Origin of the sequence: Coleofasciculus sp. FACHB-542, assembly GCF_014695825.1 — a bacterium.
In the GTDB taxonomy this organism is placed as follows: Bacteria; Cyanobacteriota; Cyanobacteriia; order Cyanobacteriales; family FACHB-T130; genus FACHB-T130.
Genome location: NZ_JACJPB010000028.1, coordinates 65,379 through 89,478, shown reverse-complemented (window position 1 = coordinate 89,478; position 24,100 = coordinate 65,379). Strand labels below are relative to the sequence as shown.

14 protein-coding genes are annotated in these 24,100 nt (G+C 49.9%); 8 read left to right on the top strand and 6 right to left on the bottom strand.

All coding sequences use genetic code 11. The features are described from left to right. Nucleotides 1-25 precede the first annotated feature (25 nt). Nucleotides 26-826: a class I SAM-dependent methyltransferase gene (locus tag H6F52_RS09525; protein ID WP_190534060.1), complete on the top strand. Its 801-nt coding sequence runs from the start codon at nt 26-28 to the stop codon at nt 824-826. 210 nt (nt 827-1,036) lie between these two features. Here H6F52_RS09525 and obgE read toward each other — a convergent pair whose 3' ends face one another. Then, the gene (gene obgE / locus H6F52_RS09520; protein WP_190534057.1) at nt 1,037-2,056 is read right to left on the bottom strand and encodes a GTPase ObgE; all 1,020 of its coding nucleotides are present in this window, start codon (nt 2,054-2,056) and stop codon (nt 1,037-1,039) included. Nucleotides 2,057-2,163: 107 nt separating this feature from the next. Continuing rightward, nucleotides 2,164-2,850, bottom strand: coding sequence for a Mo-dependent nitrogenase C-terminal domain-containing protein (locus H6F52_RS09515; RefSeq protein WP_190534055.1), 687 nt, complete (start codon nt 2,848-2,850; stop codon nt 2,164-2,166). A 116-nt stretch (nt 2,851-2,966) separates the two neighbouring features. Here H6F52_RS09515 and H6F52_RS09510 point away from each other — a divergent pair, with 116 nt between their 5' ends. Beyond that, a complete protein-coding gene (locus H6F52_RS09510) occupies nt 2,967-3,335 on the top strand; it encodes an EamA family transporter (protein ID WP_190427002.1) in 369 nt (122 codons plus the stop codon). Nucleotides 3,336-3,442: 107 nt separating this feature from the next. On the opposite strand, the gene H6F52_RS09505 is transcribed toward H6F52_RS09510, so the two are convergent. Further along, on the bottom strand, nt 3,443-4,129 hold the full coding sequence (locus H6F52_RS09505) for a ComF family protein (RefSeq protein WP_190534187.1): 687 nt from the start codon (nt 4,127-4,129) through the stop codon (nt 3,443-3,445). A 178-nt stretch (nt 4,130-4,307) separates the two neighbouring features. Between H6F52_RS09505 and H6F52_RS09500 the strand changes: the two genes are divergently transcribed. The 4 genes from H6F52_RS09500 to H6F52_RS09470 all read left to right on the top strand — a co-directional run bounded on the left by H6F52_RS09500 (nt 4,308) and on the right by H6F52_RS09470 (nt 17,064). Further along, nucleotides 4,308-8,177, top strand: a complete 3,870-nt coding sequence (locus H6F52_RS09500) for a PAS domain-containing protein (RefSeq protein WP_190534052.1) — start codon at nt 4,308-4,310, stop codon at nt 8,175-8,177. 99 nt (nt 8,178-8,276) lie between these two features. Continuing rightward, nucleotides 8,277-13,634, top strand: coding sequence for a PAS domain S-box protein (locus tag H6F52_RS25680; protein ID WP_242033888.1), 5,358 nt, complete (start codon nt 8,277-8,279; stop codon nt 13,632-13,634). 46 nt (nt 13,635-13,680) lie between these two features. Beyond that, entirely contained in the window at nt 13,681-16,536 is a 2,856-nt protein-coding gene (locus H6F52_RS09475; protein WP_190534049.1) for a putative PEP-binding protein, read from the top strand. Between the two features lie 270 nt (nt 16,537-16,806). Next, nucleotides 16,807-17,064 carry a hypothetical protein gene (locus tag H6F52_RS09470; RefSeq protein WP_190414119.1) on the top strand — a complete coding sequence of 86 codons (258 nt, stop codon included), beginning with the start codon at nt 16,807-16,809 and terminating at the stop codon, nt 17,062-17,064. Here H6F52_RS09470 and H6F52_RS09465 read toward each other — a convergent pair. Then, the gene (locus H6F52_RS09465; RefSeq protein WP_190534046.1) at nt 17,061-18,233 is read right to left on the bottom strand and encodes a hypothetical protein; all 1,173 of its coding nucleotides are present in this window, start codon (nt 18,231-18,233) and stop codon (nt 17,061-17,063) included. The two genes, H6F52_RS09470 and H6F52_RS09465, sit on opposite strands and share 4 nt — an antisense overlap. A gap of 352 nt (nt 18,234-18,585) precedes the next feature. Between H6F52_RS09465 and H6F52_RS09460 the strand changes: the two genes are divergently transcribed. Beyond that, entirely contained in the window at nt 18,586-19,383 is a 798-nt protein-coding gene (locus H6F52_RS09460; protein WP_190534184.1) for a sugar phosphate nucleotidyltransferase, read from the top strand. Nucleotides 19,384-19,426: 43 nt separating this feature from the next. On the opposite strand, the gene H6F52_RS09455 is transcribed toward H6F52_RS09460, so the two are convergent. Continuing rightward, nucleotides 19,427-20,098, bottom strand: coding sequence for a DUF1361 domain-containing protein (locus tag H6F52_RS09455; RefSeq protein WP_190534043.1), 672 nt, complete (start codon nt 20,096-20,098; stop codon nt 19,427-19,429). Nucleotides 20,099-20,128: 30 nt separating this feature from the next. Beyond that, nucleotides 20,129-22,444: an MASE1 domain-containing protein gene (locus H6F52_RS09450; protein WP_190534040.1), complete on the bottom strand. Its 2,316-nt coding sequence runs from the start codon at nt 22,442-22,444 to the stop codon at nt 20,129-20,131. Between the two features lie 256 nt (nt 22,445-22,700). Between H6F52_RS09450 and H6F52_RS09445 the strand changes: the two genes are divergently transcribed. After that, nucleotides 22,701-24,068, top strand: coding sequence for a TldD/PmbA family protein (locus H6F52_RS09445; protein ID WP_190534037.1), 1,368 nt, complete (start codon nt 22,701-22,703; stop codon nt 24,066-24,068). Nucleotides 24,069-24,100 lie beyond the last annotated feature (32 nt).

The window sequence follows — 24,100 nt, the reverse complement described above, 5'->3', positions numbered from 1 at the left end:
TAAGTAAATTGGCGTAACAAATGGTATGGAAAACGAAAGCTTAAAAAGAGAGCGACACTTTCACGATCAATGGGCATCTACCATTGATGTAGAGGGAATTAAAGTTAAAGATTATTTTGAAGCTTGTACTTCCCCTGAAAATCGTTTCATCCTCAGACGACTGGGAGATATCAGAGGCAAAAAGCTTCTCGATTTAGGGTGTGGTGCTGGGGAAAATAGCGTTTACTTTGCCAAAAAAGGGGCGCTGTGCGTGGCATCTGACTACTCTCCCGGCATGGTGGAAGTCGCCCTACAACTGGCAGAGAAAAACGGCGTCGAGATTGAGGGGCGAACCATGAATGCGATCGCGCTTGATTGCCCCGATAATAGTTTTGATATTGTCTACGCCTCGAATTTGTTGCACCATTTACCCAATCCGAAACTCGCCATTCGGGAAATGCACCGGGTGCTTAAACCGGGTGGAAAAGCTTGTTTTTGGGACCCTCTGAAACACAATCCAGTCATTAATGTGTACCGCCGGATTGCGACGAAAGTGCGGACTGAAGATGAAACGCCGCTGGATATTAATATTGTCAATTTTGTAAAATCCCAGTTTTCAGAAACGTCTTACGATACGTTTTGGTTGGCAACGCTGTGGATTTTTCTACGCTTCTATTTAATTGAAAAAATCGATCCGAATAAGGAACGTTACTGGAAGAAAATTATTATTGAACATGAAAGATTGGCACCCAATTATCAACGGTTAGAGAAGATGGATGGCGTTTTGAAAAAGATTCCTTTAATGAAGCGTTTTGCCTGGAATCTTGCTGTAGTCGCAACGAAATAATTTGTATTTCTCAAGTAAGCGGAGGATGAGATTAATTACTGAAAATTGTTAGCTTGTTTTGAGAAAAAACTCACACTGGTTAGGTTTCTAACCTCAAACGAAGCTAAGAATCCAGTAATTTGTAAGCGTTATTAGGACTAATCCCCAGCAAAAGTCACAAGTAAAAATTAAAAATGAAAGATAAATTCTTGCATTTTTAATTTTTAGTTATTAATGATTAATGGTGGCTAGTTCATCCAGTTGAGCGAGGGTCTGCCAAACTTCGTGCAACATTTGATCTAGCCCAATGCCAGCAACCCCTGAAATCAGGAATACGGGTGCATGACTTAACTGACGAAGCTGTTGCGCGATCGCTTCCACATCACGATCGGGATCGATTGCATCCACCTTGTTCAGCGCCACAATCTGCGGACGATTTGCTAGCCCCCGACCGTAAGAGTGCAACTCCTGCTGTATCGTTTGATACGCGCTAATGGGATCTTCGCTAGTCCCATCAATCAAGTGCAGCAGTAATCGGGTACGCTCGATATGACGCAAAAAGTCGTGTCCCAACCCGGCACCCATATGGGCACCCTCAATTAAACCTGGAATATCAGCAAATACGGTGCCGTCACCGCTGGGTTTGCGTACTACCCCCAAATTCGGCACCAAGGTTGTAAAAGGATAATCTGCTACCTTCGGTCGTGCCGCTGAAATCGCCGAAATTAGCGTAGATTTACCAGCATTGGGTAAACCAATAATCCCCACCTCAGCTAAGAGCTTCAATTCCAAACGCAGCTGCCGTTTTTCACCTGGCAATCCGTCTAAAGCATAATCCGGCGCTCGATTGCGGTTGCTCAAAAAGTGCTGATTTCCCAAACCCCCCTTGCCACCCTTCGCCACACAGAAAGTTTGCCCTGTCTCGACCAAATCGCTCAGCAACTCATCCGTTTCGGCATCATAAACCATCGTGCCACGGGGAACATGAATCACGCGATCGCGTCCCGCGGCACCCGTGCGATTATTTGGCCCTCCGCGCGAACCGTCTTCAGCCTTGAAACGATGGGTATACTTGAAGTCCAGCAAGGTTTGCAAATTCTCAACCACCTCTAGAATCAGCGAACCACCGCGACCGCCATTCCCCCCAGATGGCCCCCCAGCTGGCACATATTTTTCCCGTCGGAAAGCGACAATTCCATCGCCCCCTTTCCCCGCCTCCACTTCAACTTCTACCTGATCGATAAATTGCATAAATTTCCTTTGCTAATTGCTAATTGTTACTGATTGATCGTTTGCTCCGGGATGCCATGAACCATGAACCATGAATCATGAACCATTAGCCATTAGCCAGTCTTCCACTAACAATACGGTGACACATCTTCACCACAATCATCCGCCAAATAGGATAAAGCGCGGAAGCGCAAACCTACTAACTGTTCGTAGATGGGATTGAGCTTACACAGGGGCGGGATGTGGACAATTTTGTGACCAAATAGCTTGACATCGCGCTCAAACGGGCACTGGGCAGGAATCATTTTGCACAAGAATCTCGCCAATCGCGGATCGTGAATTTCTAACCCATCAAGCCATACCCGTACTGGGCGCAGCACATCCCGCTGCCGAATCCGAGCCGCTGCTCCTTTGTCCGAGTCAGCGGAAATCTCGCTTTCTGAGGTAGGAATCAGCGTTTGCCGCAGCAATGAAAGCGCTTTCGGCTGCTGTCCTAATGCCTCACAAAACTGGAATAGCAATTCATCCTCGCTGGAGGAATAAACGCCATCTGCGACTGCCACCATCACAGCGGTACGCAGGAAATCTTCTGCGCTTCTGGCATCTTCCTTAAAAGCCGCTGCTAATTCATCGGCAGTAATCGGTTCGAGCGATCCCAAATCCATTGTGGGCGCTACTTGGTTCTGAGTCAGCGATGAAATTAATTTCTGTTCTTCGGCGTCAAAATTGCCGTCTGCCCAAGCAACCATTAGCAAGCCGCGTATCCAAACCGCCATTTGCTCGCTGGTATAGGGAGACTGAAGTACGCTCGTCATAACACTCTGATTTGCTTGAATTTACCTTGCGATCCCTTTGAGTCGATTCTAGCTCTGGCTCAGCCTCGGATGGCTGTAAACTTAGAGACGGATCTCCTCACTTTATTGATATTTCTGTGAATTCACCAGAATTTGGGTTATTCCTGATTTCGATCCTAGCGAGCGTTGCAGGGCAATTTTTGCTCAAAGCTGGAGCTTTGAAGTTAGGCAGAGTCAATGCAGCTAATTGGATCGGTCATCTTTTAAGCATTCTCGGTACACCAGAACTTCTAGCGGGTCTGGCTTGCTATGGTTTAGGGGCTTTTGTTTATATTTTGCTACTGACGCGGGTGAATCTCAGCATCGCTGGCCCTGCGGTAAGTCTGACTTATGTATTCTCTGTGCTGCTGGGTTATTTTATTTTCCGAGAAGCGATTCCTTTGAGCCGCGTGGTGGGTTTGGGCCTGATTATCAGCGGCGTGGTGTTAGTGATTTGGAAAAATTAAATTTCGTGCATTACGCCCTGCGCCACTTTTTCTTAACCCCTATTGATTGGGCGAAAATACAGAAAGTTGCACACCGGGTGTCATTAGTAATTGCTAATTGGTTCGTATCAACCATCATCCTTCACCCTTTTAGGAGTCGCGACTGCAACTAAACCATATACTCGGATGCCATGTTGTGCGAGTGTTTGAGCCGCAGATTGAGCGGTTGCTCCCGTGGTGTAAATGTCATCTAATAACAGGACTGGCGTAGATGGACGGCTACGAAGAAATTCTTTTCCAAGGGAGAAAGCGCCAGCTAAGTTTTTTTCTCGATCGGTGCCAGATAAGCTAAACTGAGCCTCTGTCGCCCGTACCCGTTCCAAACCCAGCGATCGCATGGGGTAGCCGGTATAATCGCAAAAGCTTTGAGCCAGTAAATCTGCCTGATTGTAGCCTCGCTGACTCACTTTGGAGGGGTGCATGGGGATGGGCACTACGGTTAATTTGAGCTGAGCGGATACCGGAGAATTCAGCCATGCTTGAGCAAGCCAATGACCCAACGGACGAGCCAGTTGGGGATGGTTTTCATATTTTAGGGCAGCGATCGCTCTCTTCATTGCCCCTCCATATCCGCCCCAAGCAAACACGGGTAGTTGCCCTTGCCAAAATTGGTTAGGATTGGACATCTGACAGCGTTGCAGTTGCCGCTGACAGTCTTCGCAAAATTCTTGAGAAGTCGGGCGCTGGCAGAGTGGGCAGTTGGACTTCAGAAATAGATTTAGCAAACCTTTTACAGTCTGGCTCCAATGCCCCATCGTCAATACCTCATCCTTGGGGAAGATTTCTTTAAAATACAAATAGGTTTTTGAGCGATCGCGCAAGTAACGTCTAGCTTAATTTTTTACAAAATTAATGAATTTAACTTTAAGAATCAGAGTTTTTTTAAACTTTCACACCGAATTACACCAAAAAATTAGCTGAAGTTCCAGAATAATGGCTGACTCTAATCATGTCAGAAAAAAGTCGTCGAACACGAGCTTCGGGTCGCAGGTCATTGGCCCCATCCTAACAGTGGTGACGCTTGTCGCCATTGAGGTGCTGTCTCAGACAAAATTTGCCATCCCCAACCCAGGCCCGATTTCCCTCACCACGGTTGTTTATGCTACCTTCAGCGGCAGTTTTTGGGCTGGGTTGATTAGCGCAGCGATTTCGCTGGTGTATGCCCTTGGCTTCTTTTCCAACCCCGGACATTTGTTTGAGTACACAGACGAAAATGCCCGTCACTTGCTCGTACTAGCCTTCACCACACCAGCTCTGGTGTTGATGGTCGGGTTTCTAAAGCGCCGCGCAGAACAAGCTTTGAGGCTAGAGGCGACTAACGACATTCTGAATCAGCAACTGGGCGAACGCAAACAGGTCGAGGAAAAGCTGAGGAGGGCAAACGAGCGCTTTGAGCTGGCGGCTGCGGCAATTAATGGGATTATCTACGAATTGGATCTGACTCAGAACACGATAGAAAGGACACAGGGGCTGAGTGAGGTTCTAGGCTATCAAATTGAAGAAGCCCAAACAACTGTTCAGTGGTGGATGGAGCGGATTCATCCGGATGACCGACAGCGGGTACACGAGGAAATAAACAGCAAGATCGCCGCCAGTAGTAGTTTTACCGTTGAATATCGGATTCGCCACAAAAACGATCGGTATCTATATGTTTGGGATAGAGGGCTAATCGTGCGAGATGCTGATGGGCGTGCAGTGCGCGTGGTTGGCTGTACTTTAGACATCAGCGAAAGCCGAATTGCTCAAGACGAATGCGATCGCGCTCATTCGCAATTGGAAACCGAACGCGCCCTCCTAGAAGCGGTGCTGCGGCAGCTACCAGTCGGCGCGATTGTTGCGGAAGCTCCCTCCGGGAAGCTGATCCTCGGCAACGAGCAGGTGGATCGGATTTGGCGTCATCCTTTTCGGCAATCTAGGGATATTGAGGAGTACCGCGAGTACCAAGGCTTCCACGCCGACGGGCGACCTTATCAGCCGCAGGAATGGCCTTTGGCACGTTCCATCAGCACCGGCGAAGTCGTCATTGATGAAGAAATTCAATTTTTGCGGGGGGATGATACGCGAGGCACAATGCACGTCAGCTCCTCTCCGGTATGCGATCGCGCGGGCAAACTCGTCGCTGCTGTTGTCACCTTTTTCGACATCACCCAGCGCTCTTCAAACCAAGCTTTGTTAGCGACGCAAAACACGGTCTTGGAAATGATTGCCAAAGGTGCCGCCCTCCCCTCCGTACTGGATGTTCTCGCCCGGTTGATCGAACAACAGTCGGATGGCGCTCTGTGTTCCATTCTGCTGATGAACAAAGAAAAGCAAAAACTCTATCGCGGTGCAGCACCCAGCATTCCAAACAGCTACTTTCAAGCAGTCCCTGACGGGATTCCCATCGGTGCTGTAGCTTGCAGTTGCGGTACGGCGGTTTATCGGCGCGAACCAGTAGTTGTGTCGGATATTGCCAACGATTTCCTGTGGGCAGAATACAAAGATTTGCCCTTGTCTCATGGATTCCAAGCGTGTTGGTCAGTCCCGATTTTTGCCACGAATGGAGATATCTTAGGCACTTTTGCGATGTATTACCGCAAGCCGCAACAGCCTAGTTTGCACGACCAGAAACTGGTTGAGATATCGACCAATCTGGCAGGCATCGCCATTGAGCGTCACTGCACCGAAGAGGCAAAGCGGCAAAGCGAAGCCCGATTTCGGCGTCTGGTGGAATCCAATATCATCGGGGTCGTCTTCGCCGACTTTAACGGCAATGTCACCGATACCAACGACGCCTTTTTGAATCTGCTTGGCTACACCCGCCAAGAGCTGCAAACGGGCAAAGTGCGTTGGGATATCATGACCCCGGAGGAATTCGACGATTTGGATCGGCACAAAAACCAAGAAATGCTGAACTCCGGCACGTGTACGCCTTGGGAAAAAGAATACGTTCGTAAAGATGGCAGCCGCGTTCCAGTTCTCGTTGGGTTGGCTCGGTTGGAAGAATCTCCCGATAGTTGCGTTGCTTTTGTCCTCGACCGCACCCAACGCAAGCGTGCAGAGGAAGCACTCAAAGAAAGTGAAAAGCGGTTCCGTCAGCTGGCAGAAAACATCGATGAAGTGTTCTGGATTCGTTCAGACGCTCCGAAACAGTTGCTCTACGTCAGTCCCGCCTATGAAAAAATCTGGGGTCGCACGACCGGAAGTCTTTACGAAGACCCTTCATCCTGGGTGAATTCCATCCATCCAGAAGATCGAGAGCGGGTAATCGCGGCGGCGAAAAAGCAGAGCTACGAAAAGTACGATCAAGAGTATCGGATTGCCCGACCCGACGGCGAGGAGCGCTGGATACGCGATCGCGCTTTTCCGATCCAAAACGATCGGGGAGAAGTTTACCGCATTGTTGGCATTGCCGAGGACATCACTCGTGCCAAGAAGTTAGAGGCGACCCTGCGGCAACAGGCAGAAGAATTAGAGAAAGCTAGCCGGATCAAAGACGAATTTTTGGCAATCGTCTCCCACGAACTGCGGACGCCCTTAAACGCGATGCTGGGTTGGGCGACGATGCTCCGGACGCGGAAACTCAATGAAACCACCACCGCGCGGGCGCTAGAGACGATTGAGCGCAACGCCAAATCACAGGTAAAACTGATTGAGGATTTATTAGATGTCTCGCGCCTAATTCGCGGGCAAATCCGCCTGAATATTCGTCCAGTTGACCTGATATCGGTAATTGAGTCATCCATCAATACCGTCTTACCTTCCTGCGAAGCCAAAGCGATCGCTCTAGAATCAATGCTCGCTCCTGATATTGGCGTTGTGATGGGTGATGCAGAACGCTTGCAGCAAATCGTCTGGAATCTGCTTTCCAATGCCATTAAGTTCACACCGGAAGGCGGACGAGTCACGGTAAAGTTGTCAACGGTCAAGGGGAATGAGTCATCGGGAATCGGGAATAGCAACCCATCGAACCCATTCCCCATTCCCAACCACGCCCAAATTGAAATCAGCGACACCGGATTGGGCATCAGTCCTGACTTTCTGCCCTACGTCTTCGAGCGCTTTCGGCAAGCGGATAGTACAACGACGCGATCGCAAGCGGGTTTGGGGCTAGGGTTAGCCATCGTCCGCCAACTGGTGGAACTGCATGGCGGCACCGTTGAGGTGACGAGTCCAGGAGAAGGACTCGGAGCGACCTTTACAGTGCGGTTGCCCCTCTTAGAAAGGACACAGGTAGGACTAAAAACTTCAGGACTGTTAGCGCAGCGGCAGGAAGTGCAGATTGACCTAGAACAAGCAAATGAGAAAACCCAAAATTACTCTTACTCCTCAACCCTCAACCCTCAGCCCTCAGCCCTCAGCCCTCTTCCCTCCTCTTCTCTCAGTCCTCAGTCCTCAGCCCTCAGTCCTCTTCCCTCCTCTTCCCTCACTCCTCCTGTCCTGAACATTCTGAGTGGAGTGCGGATACTGGTTGTAGATGATGAAGCAGACGCACGAGAATTTCTTTCCACAGCCTTGGAACAGTATGGAGGAAAGATACTTGCTGTGGCATCCGTTCTCGATGCCTTAGAAGCACTCGAACAGTTTCAGCCGGATGTCCTTGTCAGCGACATCGGAATGCCCTTGGAGGATGGCTATTCGCTAATTGCTAAAGTTAGGAACCATTCGGCAGAACGAGTGAGGCAGCTGCCAGCACTCGCACTCACCGCTTATGCAAGTTCGGCAGATACCCAGCGAGCGAGCGCTGCGGGTTTCGATGGACACATCGCTAAGCCAGTTGAGCCATCCCTGTTAGCAGAAGCGATCGCTAAGCTTATTCGCTAGACGCACTGCTTGCTCAATTGGCTGAAAGAACGAGAGCGGCGCGATCCCCAAAGTCGGGATTTAACCCTCAAAATAGTATCAGGAGGGGAAAAGCAATCTATGCATATCATACCTTGGGCCGCTCTCGGCTACGGGCTAGTAGTATCTATTTGTACTTTGCTGGGTCTGTGGCTAGGGCCGGAATTATTAAACAATCTTTTTGCAGCGAATGGTTTTATCCCACATGGACATTGCTACTTGTGGAAACCAGGGTTGGTGTCACTTCATGTTGCCACCGATACGTTAATCGGACTAGCGTATGTTTCGATTTCAGTGACGCTAGTTTATTTAGTCCACAAAGCGCGTCGAGATATTCCTTTTCATTCAGTATTTATTGCCTTTGGATTTTTCATTATTGCCTGCGGTGCCACGCATTTTATAGAAGTGTGGACACTATGGATGCCCGTTTATTGGCTATCCGGAACGATTAAATTAATTACAGCGATCGCTTCAGTGACGACAGCCTTGGTAATCCCGCCATTAGTTCCTCAAGTCCTGACGCTGATTGCCTCTGCAAAAACCTCTGAAGATCGTAAACTCCAACTAGAAACGGCAAACGTTGAGTTAGAGACGCTTTACCAAAAACTTAAGGAACTCGACCAATTAAAAACCCAATTTTTTGCCAACGTTAGCCACGACTTACGGACACCACTTGCCTTGATCTTAGGGCCAACGGAGAAACTGCTCTCCGAGCCGAATCTGACCAACCCAGAACAACGTCAAAACCTAGAATTGGTGGATCGTAACGCCCGTACCCTGCTCAAACGGGTCAACGATTTGCTGGATGTCTCCAAGCTGGAGGCAGGCAAAATGGAAGTGAACTACGCACTCAGCGACGTGGCTGAGCTGGTGCGGCTGATTGCTGCCAACTTTGAAACCATTGCAGAAGACCGTCAGATATCCTTCGTTGTCGAAACTCCTTCATCTCTTAGGGCGAGTGTCGATCCAGATAAGTGGCAGCGCATCTGCTTCAATCTACTTTCCAACGCCTTCAAATTCACCCCGATGGGGGGTAGTATCCGCTGCATCCTTGCGGAAGTCAGTCCTCAGGAGCAGGGGCACAGAGGCACAGAGGAGCAAGTCTTCGCCCTGGACTCCCTGTCGTCTTCATCCTTCACCCTCACCATTGAAGATACTGGCCCAGGCGTGCCACCAGAACTCCGGGAAGCCATTTTTGAGCCGTATCGCCAAGAGGAATTCGTTACTCAGCAAGGATTTGGCGGTACTGGTCTGGGGCTAGCCATTGTTAAGGAGTTCGTTGAATTGCACGGCGGCTCCATAGAAGTTAACCAGGCTCCAAAAGGCGGGGCAGTTTTCACGACCTGGATGCCGCAAGCAGCACCCTCAGACGTTCTAAGTACCAATACAGAAGGGTTGCTAGTACCCGATGGGAATCGCGATTTTCATCTGGATGGGGAGACGATTGCGATCGCGCAACCAGCTGCTACAGACTTCGACAAGCTGACTTCGACAAATCTTCAAATCGATTCGACGCGATCGCCTCAGGCAAAAACATCCACAAATTACAAGGAAATTGCCCTTTCTGTAATGGCAGAACTGGGGCATCAACCCAACGATTTGGAATCGGGATTAAATTACCAGTCATCAAAAATTTTCCCATCAGAACAGTCCGCGCAAAATCCTCAAGGTGAAATTTATAATTCTCAATCCCCACTCGTGCTGGTAGTTGAAGACAATCCGGAAATGAATCGCTTCATCGTCGAGAGTTTAGCGCCAGAGAATCGGGTCGTAAGTGCCCGGAATGGACAGGAAGGATTGGAAAAAGCGATCGCACTGCATCCTGACTTAATCCTCACCGATATGATGATGCCTCAAATGAACGGCGACCAGCTAGTGCGGGAAGTCAGAGCCATCAAGGAACTCGATACGATCCCGATTGTTCTGCTGACGGCGAAAGCAGACGACGAGCTACGGGTGCAGATGTTACGAGAAGGGGTACAAGATTACCTGATGAAGCCCTTTCATATCGAGGAACTCCGGGCGCGGGTAGGGAATGCGATCGCTATGAAACGCACCCGTGAGATTCTTCAGCAGGAGTTACAAACTCTGGATATAGACCTCGCCACCTTAGCCAGAGAACTCACCTCCCGCCAGCGCGAATTGCAGGCTTCCCATCAAAATTTAGAAATTCGGGTTCGGGAAAGAACTGCCGAACTCGCAACAGCGAATGAATTACTTCAAGAACAAATTGCCCTGGCTCAACAAGCCGAACAAGAGCTGCGGAAGAGCGAACAACGCTTCCGCAGCTACTTTGAACTTCCTTTAGTCGGAATCGCCATCAGTTCGCCAGACAAAGGTTGGCTAGACGCCAACGATAAATTGTGTGACATCTTTGGCTATTCCCGGCAAGAACTCACGCAAATGACTTGGGATCAATTAACTCATCCCGATGATTTGCCAGCCGATGTAGAGCAATTCCAGCGGATTTTAGCAGGCGAAATTGAAGCCTACTCAATGGACAAGCGGTTTATCCGCAAAGATGGTCAAACGATCCACGCCAGCATCTCGACTCGCTGCGTGCGCCGTACTGACGGCTCAATTGATTACTTCGTGGCTCTCGTTCAGGACATCACCGAACGGTACCAAGCACTTCAAGCACTCAAATGGGAAAGATCCATCCTTCGCAGCTTCTTCGATAGCGCTTCTTTGATGATGGGAATTGTCGAATTGGTGGAAGATGACATCCGGCATATTTCTGATAACTCCACCTCAGCAAAGTTCTTTGGGCTAACTCCCGAAGCGATGCAAAATCGACTGAGTAGCAGTTTGGGAGTCCCGCCGCAATACCTGCGATTGTGGATTCATCAATATCGGTTGGCTCAACGCACCCAGACAACCATCCGCTTTGAATACCCTCACGAGACTGACTTGGGTAAGAAGTGGCTGTCTGCTAGCGTCTGTCCCATCGAGGGAGCTTCCAGTTTGCATCCGAAATTTGCGTATGTGATTGAGGACATCACCAACCGCAAAAAATCTGAGAAAGAACGGCTCCAGCTCGTCCGCGAACAGGAAGCGCGTGCCCAAGCTGAAGAGGCGCAGCAGCGTTATCTCTCCCTAGCAGAGGCGATTCCACAGATGGTGTGGACGGCACAGCCAGATGGGTCAGTGGATTACTACAACCAACGCTGGTTTGACTACACGGGAACAACGCTGGAGCAAGCCCAAGGCTGGGGATGGCAGCCTATACTCCATCCAGACGATTTGCAGGCATCGGTAGACGGCTGGAACAATGCCATTGATACGGGTGAGACTTACGAAGCCGAATGCCGTTTTAAGAGAGCCTCAGATGGCGTTTACCGTTGGCATCTGGTTCGGGCATTGCCGCTACGCGATCGCCATCAATGGGTCGTCAAGTGGTTCGGGACTTGCACCGACATTGACGATCGCAAACGCGCGGAACAGTCACGGCAATTCCTCTCGGAAGCTGGCGTCGTGCTGGCTGACTCGCTGGATTATCAAGCTACGTTAGAACGCCTCGTACATCTGGCGGTGCCGCACCTTGCCGACTGGTGCGCCGTTCATACAGTTGAGCCGGATGGCTCGATTCGCCAACGAGCGGTTGCCCATGCAGACGCCTCAAAGGTTGAGCTGGCATGGGAGGTAGAGCGTCGTTATCCCTTCGATCCCAAGGTGCCCCGTGGTTTGGCGAAAGTGTTGCATACAGGTGAGGCAAAACTCGCTCCGGAGGTTTCCGATGAATTGCTCGTCGCGATCGCCCGCGATCCGGAACACTTGGAAATCCTCCGCAAGGCAGATTTCAAATCTTATATGTGCCTACCATTAATTGCCCGTGGACGAATCTTGGGAGCGATCGCCTTTATTACTGCCGAATCGGGTCGTCACTACAATCAGGCGGATCTCTCCTTGGCTTCTGAACTAGCTCACCGCGCTGCCTTGGCGGTAGACAATGCGCGACTTTACCACGAAGCTCAAGAAGCCAATCGCATGAAAGACCAGTTCCTGGCGATTGTCTCCCACGAACTGCGAACTCCGATCAACGCCGTCCTGGGTTGGGCACAGCTGCTCCGCAGCCGCAAGTTTGATGAAAACCGGACGGCGCAGGCGTTGGAAACTATCGAGCGCAATGCCAAGGCACAGACGCAGCTGATTGAGTCGCTTTTGGATGTCTCGCGCATGATCCGGGGGAACTTGCCCCTCAGTCTCCTCCCAGTTGACCTAGTGCCGGTGATTCAAACTTCCATTAATTCTGTACTGGCAACAGCTCAGACACGGGAAATTCAAGTAGAGACAGTGCTAGACCCTTCTTGCGGACGTGTCCAAGGCGATCCCGTCCGATTGCAGCAGGTGATGTCAAATCTACTCTCGAATGCCCTCAAGTTCACACCGAACGGCGGACAAGTGACGGTGCGAATGTCAATCGTTATTGGGAATAGGTCATCGGTAATGGCTAATGCGGAAGAATCTCACCAATTACCAATTACCAATTACCAATTACCAATTACTCACTATGCCCAAATCCAAATCAGCGACACCGGAGTGGGTATTACTCCTGACTTTTTGCCCCATGTCTTTGACTTGTTCCGTCAGGCTGATAGTACAACCACGCGATCGCATGGAGGTCTAGGGCTAGGACTCGCGATTGTCCGCTATCTTGTAGAAATGCATGGCGGCACTGTCAGCGCCCAAAGCCCAGGCGAAGGACTCGGAGCCACTTTTACGGTGCGCCTACCTCTTTTAGAGAGTACACAAGTAGAGCTGAAAACTTCAGGAGTCTTAGCGCACCAGCACGAAGTGCCGACTGAGGTAGAAGACACGAATCAGGAAAGAAAAAATTCCTCATCCCCTTCCCCTTCCCTGAATCCTCAATCCTCTTCCCTGAATCCTCAATCCTCTTCACTCAATCCTCACTCCTCATCCCCTTCCTCTTCCCTGAATCCTCAGCCCTCAGTCCTCAGCCCTCAGTCCTCTTCCCTGAATCCTCAGTCCTCAGTCCTCAGCCCTCAGTCCTCTTCCTCTTCCCTCAATCCTCATGCTCTCAGCGGATTGCGCCTTCTGTTAGTGGAGGATGATGCCGATATCCGCGAAGTCGTTGTCACCACTCTAGAGGAGGCAGGGGCAAGTGTGAGAGCCGTGGCATCAGTGCCAGAAGCCATGAAAGCGCTGGATCGAGAGTTGCCAGACCTGGTGATTAGCGATATCGGAATGCCGTTAGAGGACGGCTATGGGCTGATTCGCCAACTGCGGAATCGAGAAGCCGAACGCGGAGGTAAGATTCCCGCGATCGCACTGACCGCCTACGCCACTGAGGAAGACCAGCAGCAAACCCTCGCCGCTGGCTATCAGCGCCATCTTTCTAAGCCGGTGGAAACCGCCCAGTTGGTAGCAGTCGTGGCGAATCTTTGGAAATCTGCGGGTCAAATTCAGAATGATGAATAAATAATTAAGTTATGATGCATTGTTCCCTATTTACCCTTTCACCTGAGTGGAAAAACTCCACTGGCTCGACCAAATTCAACCCTTCGACCGCACCCTGGTAGGCGACAAAGCTTTTTCCTTGAGCCGACTCATACAGCGTGGCTATCCGGTCGTGCCCGGTTTTGTCGTTCCGGCAACCGCAGCCCGTCAATTTCTCGAAAGCATTCAATGGTCGGCACCGCTTGGCTTAGACCTGCCCTATTCTTCGCTACATCTGGATGTAGATAATCCCCGCCAACTACAGAGCGTTGCTCAAACGATTCGGCAGGAAATTACAGCCGCTACGCTACCGTCGTCTTGGATGTCGGAAATAGAATCGGCACAAGCGCATTGGCAAACGAAGGTGCTGATTTTGCGCCCCTCTTTGGCTTTAGATCCGGCGTCTAAAGTTCAGGCAACCGGGGTGCTTTTACCAGAGTCTGGGCTTTTAGAATCCCACGTTTGTCTGGCGACGCCAGAGAGCTTGGCGATGGGTTTGAAGCTGGCTTGGGCAGAGCTGTTTCGTGCCAGAAGTTTGTTTTATTGGCACTGTTGGGGTATTCAGACTGCTCAGCTGAACTTGGCGATTTTAGTGCAACCCGTCTTAGATGCGATCGCTTCCGGGACTCTTCAAGCAACTCCAGAGTGCTGGGAAATTCAGTCAACTTGGGGACTGGGCAAGGCGCTAGTCTTGGGAGAAGTGGTTCCAGATTTCTATCAGGTGCAACCAGAAACGGGGGAAGTGCAAACTCGATATCTGGGCAGTAAAACCCGTGCTTATCGTCTTGAGAACTTTAGAGACGCCCAAACCGACACAAACAGCACGGAGAATTTCGCAAGCGCCCACTCTTCTCGATTAAGGGTAGATAATTGTCTAGAAGCGTATCTGCTCAACGAAGAGCAACAAAAATATTACGCCCTGGAAGAAAAACACTTAGATGTTCTCATTCAACTGGCGAAGCAACTGAGGACTGAACTCGGACCAACTTTTACTTTGGAGTGGACGCTCTCTCCAGGAAAAGAAAATGAAGGCAACCAGTTGTCTCTCACACAAGTCATCGTTGGGCACTCAGCAATGAGCTTGAAGGAGTCCAAAATTAAAGTAGGAGCGGTTAAGGAATCCTTACAGCACTCAATAGAGATCGGTCATTCCTCCTTGATGCTCGCTCCTTTATCCTTCTTTTCACCCCAGACTCAGCACCGCCTACAGGAAGGGAAAGTGCCTACAGTGCCAGAACCAGACCTAAAGCCTTTGATCGAAGGGCTGGGAGCGTCAGCAGGACGAACCATTGCGATCGCTCATGTATTAACCGATTCCAATCATCTCCACTTCCCTGATGCCGATGGAGATGAAAACTCGCCTGTTAATGGGAAAATTTTAGTCGTCAAAAGCATTACTCCCGATCGGCTGGTACTGCTAAAACAGGCTGTCGCTGTGGTTGCCGAACAGGGTGCGATGACTTGTCACGCTGCCATTATTGCCAGGGAATTAGGCATCCCAGCGGTTGTGGGTGCTGTCGGTGCCACCCGGCTGATTCAAACCGGCGACGCCGTGCTAGTAGATGGTGACAAGGGAGCAGTTTATCGTGTTGAGGCTCAAGCAGGCGAGCGGGAGAAAATTCTTCCGCACTCCTCTCTCTCCACCCCACACTCTGCACCCTTCACCCCGCACTCTGGACTCCCCACTCCTCACGCTGCACTTTCCACCCCGCACTCTGGACTCCCGGCTCCTCACGCTGCACTTTCCACTCCTCGGCCCTCAGCCCTCAGCCCTCAGCCCTCAGCCCTCAGTCCTCAGCCCTCAGTCCTCAGCCCTCAGCCCTCAGTCCTCAGCCCTCAGCCCTCAGTCCTCAGTCCTCAGCCCTCAGTCCTCAGCCCTCAGTCCTCAGCCCTCAGTCCTCAGCCCTCAGTCCTCAGCCCTCAGCCCTCAGTCCTCAGTCCTCAGCCCTCAGCCCTCAGTCCTCAGTCCTCAGTCCTCGCAACTCAACTGCTGGTCAACCTCAGTCAACCCAGCAGTATCAAACGCGCGGCTCAGATGCCGGTGGATGGAGTAGGATTATTGCGCTCTGAGCTGATGCTGCTGGAAGTTTTGCAGGGACAACATCCTCAACGATGGCTCCAGCAGCAGCGTGAAGACGAGTTGAGGGAAATTCTTGCCCAACAACTGTGCCAGTTTGCCGAGGCATTTGCGCCTCGCCCGGTATTTTATCGCTCTCTAGATTTGCGATCGCATGAATTTCAATACTTAGTTGGTGGTTCTTTGGGGCACCCGGAAGCCAATCCGATGCTAGGGATGAGGGGAACATTCAGCTATGTTTCCAATCCCGCCTTGTTCGATGTAGAACTGGCAGCTTTAGTACGGGTGCAGCAATTGGGATATACTAATGTCCGCTTGCTGTTGCCTTTTGTCCGCACGGTGGAAGAGTTTTCCTTCTGTCGCCGCCGCGTTGAACAAGCCGGACTCAGCCAATCGCCTCAATTCCAACTCTGGATCGTCGCTGAAGTGCCGTCGGTTCTATTTTTGCTACCTGATTACGTGAAAGCGGGTGTCCAGGGAATCTCGATCGGCACTAACGATCTCACCCAGCTGCTGCTGGGAGTTGACCGAGACCAAGCGCAGATGGCGGCGGCGTTTGATGAGCGTCATCCAGCAGTCACGCAAGCGATCGCGCAACTCATCCAAATGGCAAAACAGGCAGGAATTCCCTGCTGCATCTGCGGTCAAGCACCGGCTCAATATCCAGAGTTGATCGATCGGCTTGTGCAGTGGGGCATTCCCTCAATTTCTGTGGAACTAGATGCCGTTGAGCGAACCTATAACGCGATCGCTCGTGCCGAACAACGCCTTCTCTTAGCAGCCGCCCGTCGTCAGTTGAATCAATAAGTAGCGATCGGCAAAAATCTGGTAGAGACGGTTTCAAATCCACACCCACTTTTTGCCCTTTGTCTTAAGTCATCCTATTTTCAAGGGTTGTCTTTCAAGGGGTGTCTGCCAACCGATTTTTCTAATAATTCCCTTCCGAGAAAGGTTAATAGATACTACTTAAGGCTGTTGCGCTTTTGCTTCTAATCGTGAACAACTAAAGAGTATACCTATCATAGAATTCGTGTGGTTTCACCTTGGCGAAATCCACTCCTGCTGGAAGAGTACACAATGAGCCGCGTCGTTGTCTGTTTTTACAGTGGCAGATGGATTCCAATTATGTTTTGTCCCTTGGTAGAAGCGATCGCGTTTCACCAGAATGCACTAAAAGAGGGAAAGGAAATTTTTATTTTTCCCCCTAATTGCGATCCAAACGATTTCTTGAGTGACCTAACTTATATTCAACCCCCCGTCCTTGGGGAAGCGGGGGGGTTGACAAACTTAGCAATTTTGAAACCCTACGATCGCTCGCAGTCAATCGCTGATTAATAGCGGAAAATTGCTGCTACCGGAGCCTCATCCGGTACTTTTTCCGGCTCCACTGCATAGACTTTACCACCGTTCAAAATTGTATGAGTAGCGGCAAAATCCAACATATCTTCGTCGTCCGCCTGTGGTTCAGGGTGTAAATCTACGGTCATGGTTTCAGGGTCAAAGTGACCCCAGCGCTGCTCGCCGACCGCCACAAACAAAGAATCAACCCGGTGATAATAAGCAGATTGGATGATTTCTTTGATATCGTGGGATACTTTACTCGTATCGTTTCCAGCCAGTTCTTTGTATACCTCTACAACCCCCTCAATATTCTCTTGTAACAGAGGCTCCACAATCGGTAAAGCGAGTTCGTGCAATTCTTCTGGCTTGAATATTTCAGGATTTCCAGTAATCCCTTGCTCTACCAAATGTTGATAAGTATTCGCCTCTTTGTAAATCGGGAAAAGATACTCAACTCCCGCTAACACCAAAGGGCCTTTCTTATTCCGGAAGAAGTCATGCAATGCACCATCAATCTGATGGAAAAATTGCAGGAGATCCTTCTTGATATCATCCTGATCTGGGCTTCCCTGCCCGTGGAAACTACCGGGTTGCTGAAAAGTATTGTTGGTTCCCCCTTTTGATGTGGCAATCCGGATCTGACCGTCCTTGGAAGTCGCGTCATATTGGAGGGCTTCATCCTTGCTTTTTGGCAAGTCTTCAATATGCACCTCTTTGACCGTAGTGCGCGTTGCCTGAAGCAGCCGGACATCCTTTTGGCTAAGGGCTAGGATGTAGAACCGTCCATCGTTGTTGACGATAGGCAACAGCGGCTTAATGTGGAAGCGATCGCTAACCACTACCAATTCTTCAACATCAACCGGAAGCTGGTAGTAACGAAAGACTTCGAGAGAGATAAAAATTGCCACCCCCTCGCCTTGGTTTTCTTCCCAAAACTCAGGGCTATCAATCGCATTCGCTTGCTCAAGCCATGTCATCGCCTGATTGTGGTCAATCCCCATTTCCTCCAAGCGTTGCTCAGCCTCACGCATGAGATTCTTGAAGCGAATCGGGTTTTGTCGAATCTCTGGCCCTGCCTTTTCCATCGGCATATAAATCGAGATACAGGGACTAGCGGAATTTTCTATCAAACTTTTTAATTCATCAGTAGACAATAGCGGCATCTGATTGGACTCCTTTCAAAAATATTCAGAAAGGACGACAAAAATTGGCAATCTCTAAAGAAAGATATGGCGGAAAAGGCCATACAGGAAATCCGCCCTTCTATGGAAATAATTATGGTTGCGGCTGCGGGAAATTCTTAAATGCACAACCCAACCTAAATTCATTTCAGACTAAGACAGGTGCGATGCCATCTTTCTTTTGATAGGAACTTTGGCTCACACCTGACCAAAATCCCAGCAAAAATCCCAGCAAGTCTTTATCTGTCAAAAAGATTCAGGGAGAATAATAAGATTGAGGGTTTCCCTGTTCCATTCCACCGCAATCGGCATTTTTATGATTGATAGCGATCGCATTCACCAGCGGGAAGTCATTGGACTGCTACCAGCAGGAGGGCAAGCAACGCGAATCGCCCCCTTACCGATGAGCAAAGAGCTGTACCCGATTGGATTTCGTCCGGTAGATAGCGGCAGCGGCACCTTACGCCCCAAAGTCGTGAGTCATTACTTACTAGAGAAAATGCGGTTGGCAGGGATTAAGAAGGCATACACCGTACTGCGTCCGGGAAAGTGGGATATTCCGGCTTATTTTGGGGACGGCACCCTGCTAGACATGAACCTCGGCTATCTGATGCTGGGGTTGCCTTATGGCGTTCCTTATACCTTGGATCAAGCCTATCCCTTCGTGCAAGACGCGGTGGTAGCACTGGGCTTTCCCGACATCCTTTTTCAGCCCGAAGACGCCTTTGTGCGTTTACTGGCACGGCTTGCGGCTGGGAATGCCGATGCAGTTTTGGGATTATTTCCGAACGATCAGCCTCATAAAGCCGGGATGGTTGATTTTGATGCCGAAGGACGAGTCCACTTCGTGGTCGAAAAACCGCCGATTAGCGATTTAAAGTATATGTGGGCGATCGCGGTTTGGACGCCAGCTTTTACCCAGTTTATGCACGAGTATCTCGCTGCAATCCAAGCTGGGCAAGTGCCACAGGCGAAAGAGTTACCGATTAGCGATGTGGTTCAGGCGGCGATTGACAGCGGCTTGCGGGTGGAAGCCGAAACGTTTCCGGATGGAACCTACCTGGATATCGGCACCCCTGCGGATCTTGTGAAAGCAGTTCGTCAATTTGCGGCTGATGAGATTGATATCTAAATTGATTGATTCTCTCTCGGCTCAGCTTGAAAGAAACAAACGCTTAAGCTGTCGGGGAGTCCGTATGATTGTGATTGGATGGCGACTGGATAGCTTTTAACCGCCTTCGCAAAATTATCCCCAAAGTCACCTGCTTCATCAGCCAGTACAAGCCAGAAATTATGATAAAGGTGACAACCATGACCACCACAGGCCATTTGCCGACCAAGTCATCCAGCACGCTAGTGAAGACAGCATCCGGTTGAGTAACAAAATCCCAACTGTTGAAGCGTAGGAATCGCCCTAAATAAATGCCAATGGCGCTAAGACCATGCAAAGTTAGCTCCATCCAAAGAATGTATTTACTACGTTCGTGGCGATGTAAATAGTAACCTAGATTAATTAAAGATATAACGTAAGCTTCAAAGCCAGCCAGGATAACTAACAAATACTGGGGGATGAGAACTAGCGTAATCATCCACACCGAGTAGTTAGCGCGAATATCATGAATCAAGTGAATGATATCTGTCAACAAATAGGGCGCATTCGGCAAAAACGCGATAAAAACTAAGACTCCCGCCCACCAGATCGGCGAGCGCTTTTGCCTGCTGCGAAATAGCCAAATACTCAAAAGCAGAGGTACAAACGCCAAAAACAGATTCCACGTCATCCAGTCCAGATTGCGGGACAAAACCCGCAATATATTGGAAGTCCAGCGAACCAGCTCAAATTTCATACACGCTGTCTCATTGTTGAATCAGCAGTTTTAGTTCACATTGAAGCTACCAGTATAACTACTGATTCCGGGATGACCACTCTGCCGCAGGGGGATGACGATCTGGAATGTTGCCCCTAATCCTGGCTGCGATAGACAGATGAGTTGTCCTTGATGATTTTCTACCACAATTTGATAGCAAGTCGATAAACCTAAGCCGGTGCCTTTGCCGACTTGTTTGGTGGTAAAAAATGGTTCAAAAATATGGTTTTTGACTTCCGGAGTCATGCCGATGCCATTGTCGGAAATTTCAATCTGCACCTGAGTGGGTGACAAAATTTGGGTGGTGAGGGCGATCGCAAACGGCTGAGGTGAAAATCCTGAAAGGGTAATTTCATCCTTGACCTTTTCTTCCTCTTTCATTCTTTCTTCTAAGGCATCAATGGCATTACTAAGCAGGTTGAGAAACACCTGATTGAGTTGTTTCGGATAGCACTCCACGAGGGGTAAGTCACCGTAATTTTTAACCACTTCGATGCCTGGATGTCCCGGACGCGCTTTCAGGCGACGCTGTAAAATCAGCACCGTACTATCGATGCCTTCATGAATATCCACCGGCTTCATATCGGCTTCATCCAGACGGGAGAAGCTGCGTAAGGATATCACAATCTGACGGATACGTTCTGCACCCGTTTTCATGGACTCTAGAAGATTCGGTAAATCCTCAATCACAAAGTCCAGTTCAACCGTTTCGCTATACGCTTGAATCGCCGGGGGTGGGGTGGGATAATTTTGCTGGTAAAGGTTCAGGATGTCGAGGAGGTCTTGAATATAAGCAGTAATATGGCTAATATTGCCAGTGATAAAGTTAATGGGGTTATTAATTTCATGAGCAATTCCTGCTACTAATTGCCCCAAACTCGACATTTTTTCAGCTTGAATTAATTGCTGTTGGGCTTGTTTGAGCGAGGTGAGCGATCGCGCGAGTTCATTATTCTTTTCTTCTAACTCCAGAGTTCTTTCGGTTACTTTCCGATCGAGATTGTGGGCAAGTTCGAGTAATTGAGCTTCCGATTGCAGCAGTGCTTGCTCGATTCTTTTTTGTTCTGTAACGTCTTGAATCGTGCCGATGAGTCGAGCGGCTTTCCCTCCTTGCTCCTGAATAATTTTGCCAGTGCCGTGGACAATGCGCTCAGAACGATCGGATAAAACAACTCTAAAGTCAGTGCTGAAGGCTTGCTTGAAATACGATGCGGCGTCTATCAATTCTCTGACCCGTTCTCGGTCATCTGGGTGAACGGATGTCAGGAATCGTTCCATACTTGGCTCAAATTCTGCTGGTGAAAAACCCAAGATGCGATAAAGTTCATCCGACCATCGCAGTTGCTGTTTAACCAAGTCTAAATCCCAGTTACCGAGATGGGCGATCCGTTGGGCGTTGGCGAGACTGGCTTCGCTAGAGCGTAGTGACGCTTCAGCTGAGGCGCGTTCCGCAACCGCCGCCCCCAAAACCAAAGCAGTGACTGCGATAACGCCCATGAAGGCTTGTAAAAATTGCAAAGCTTGGTCGGTATTAATGGCAACTGCCGCAAACGGCCCATCCCCCAAGGCGGTGCCCCAGATAGCAATGCAGGAGACAAGTAGAGTTGCCAGTACAGCGCCTTGCTGATTAAATCGGAGGGCTGCCCAAGCGACCAAAGGGAAGGGCATGTAGGCAAGGGGATAGTGAGCGATCGCTGTAGCAGTTTTGGCGAAGAAAACTGACTGGGTGACGGTTGCAAGCAAAGTCAGCAAAAGCATCGCCTCGATGATTCGCTCTCGTCTTGTGTCTATGCGAGGAAGGACGCTCCAAGTCAAGATCGCCGGGACTAACACTAAAACTGCCATGCCATCCCCTAACCACCACGTCCACCACGTCGTCGCATAGTCGCTCCAAGGGATAAGATTTGCCCAGCAAAGAGTCGTCAAACCCAGAGTGGAAGCGACTAGAGTAGACAGCATCACAGACAAGCCGAGAAAACCGAAAACATCTCGCAGGCGATCCAGAGAGGGGCGCAAACGAATCAAACGAAGCAACGTGACCCCGACTAGAGCCTGCAAGGTGGTAGCCAAGCTGCCAGCAATGGCAACAGATAGGGGTACGTGCAGAACTACTTTGGCAAATAAAAATTCACCTAGCACGACTCCAGGCCAAAGCTTTCGCCCCCCGATAAACAGCACGCCTTGGGTAATCCCAGCCGGAGGCCAAACCGGCGTTACGTACTTATTCAACACCGGAAGCGCCAGTGATAGTTTTGCTGCACCAATGTAGATGGCAGTCAGTATGGCGACGCTGGCTAAGTATCGCCAAAGCCGAGTTTGGGACATAATACGGCGGTTTAGGGGTTCAAAATGCGAGATGTTTTCTCCTTGCAACCATAATCCGCTGAGCTAGATGTTGCAAAGGTAAATATAGACAAATTTTTAACTGAAGGGAGAAATCCGATAATTAATCTGATTTCACCTTCGGTTTAGTACAAATTAAGCAATAATCCAGTGCCAATCGATTTAAGCAGCCTGCCCTAACAATCGCCTAGAATCCCTATCAGGGGCTAAATAAAAGGATTAAAAAGTGGAAAATTCTATGCAAAATCGGTTGCAGGCAGAGATCGCTCCTTATCGCACAGCGGTAGATTATCTAGAAATTCGCTTAGAACAAAGTGAGTCTACCTCTATCTCCTTTCGCGGTCATCAGCTGGATGCCGTAGATCGTAACTTTACCCTGGCTGGGGGCATTCGCGCTTGCCACATGGGCGGCTGGAGTTTTGTCACTTTCAATGGTTTAGCTGAGTTGAAAGACCGGATTGAAGAAGCGATTTCTCAAGCGCATCTGGTCGGAAAAGAAACGACGATGCTAGCGCCAATGGAACCCATTCAAGATTATGTGGCGGTGGAAATCGGGCGCGATCCACGTGGGGTTTCTCTGGCAGAAAAGCGGCGGTTATTGGAGGGATATAACCAACTGCTGCTAGATTTCGACCCCCGAATTCAAACGACAATGGTGAATTTGCGCGATCGCTTCGGCATCACCTATTTTGCCAATTCTCTCGGCACCTGTATTGCCCAAGAACGCTTGGATGTGTCGGGTCGATTTGGGGCGATCGCTAGGGAAGAAGGTTCTGCCCCCCGCCAAGGCTTTGAATCTGTCCATTCCCGCACAGACTATAACATTCTCGAAGGAATTGAAGACCAGGTACTGGGAGCCGCCAAACGCGCTGTCGGTCAATTGGAAGCCAAATCAGTCAAAGGCGGACAATATACCGTCGTTCTCGACCCATATCTCGCGGGTGTCTTCATTCACGAAGCTTTTGGACATCTTTCGGAAGCTGATTTTGTCTACGAAAACCCCCGGATGCAGGAATTGCTTACTCTAGGCAAACCCTTAGCCATCAAACAACTGAATGTGGTTGATGATGCCACGATGCCCGATTTACCTGGTTCTCTCAAGTATGACGATGAAGGCGTCCCCGCTCAACGCAAATATTTAATTAAAGACGGCATCCTCACCCAGCGCTTGCATAACCGCGAAACTGCTGGCAAGCTGCACGAAGCTCCGACTGGCAACGCTAGGGCACTTAACGCGACTTATCCTCCGTTGGTGCGGATGACCAATACCGGCATTGAACCGGGGGAACACTCCTTCGATGACATGATTGGGGATATCGAGGAAGGCGTCTATGCGGTGCGGATGCTTGGCGGACAAACCAACGGCGAGATGTTTACCTTTGCCGCTGCTGAAGGCTATATGATTCGCAATGGCAAGATAGCTGAAAGAGTGACTGATGTCAGTCTGACTGGCAATGTCTTCCAAACGCTTAAAGATATTGAGGCGATTGGGAACGACTCCATCTATATCAATGGCGGTTGCGGTAAAGGCGGACAAATGCCGCTACCAGTGAGTGTGGGGGGTCCCCATCTGCGAATTAAAAATGTCGTGGTGGGCGGGCGCTAGGAGGAACCGGGAAGCTATGAAGAATTCTCTCC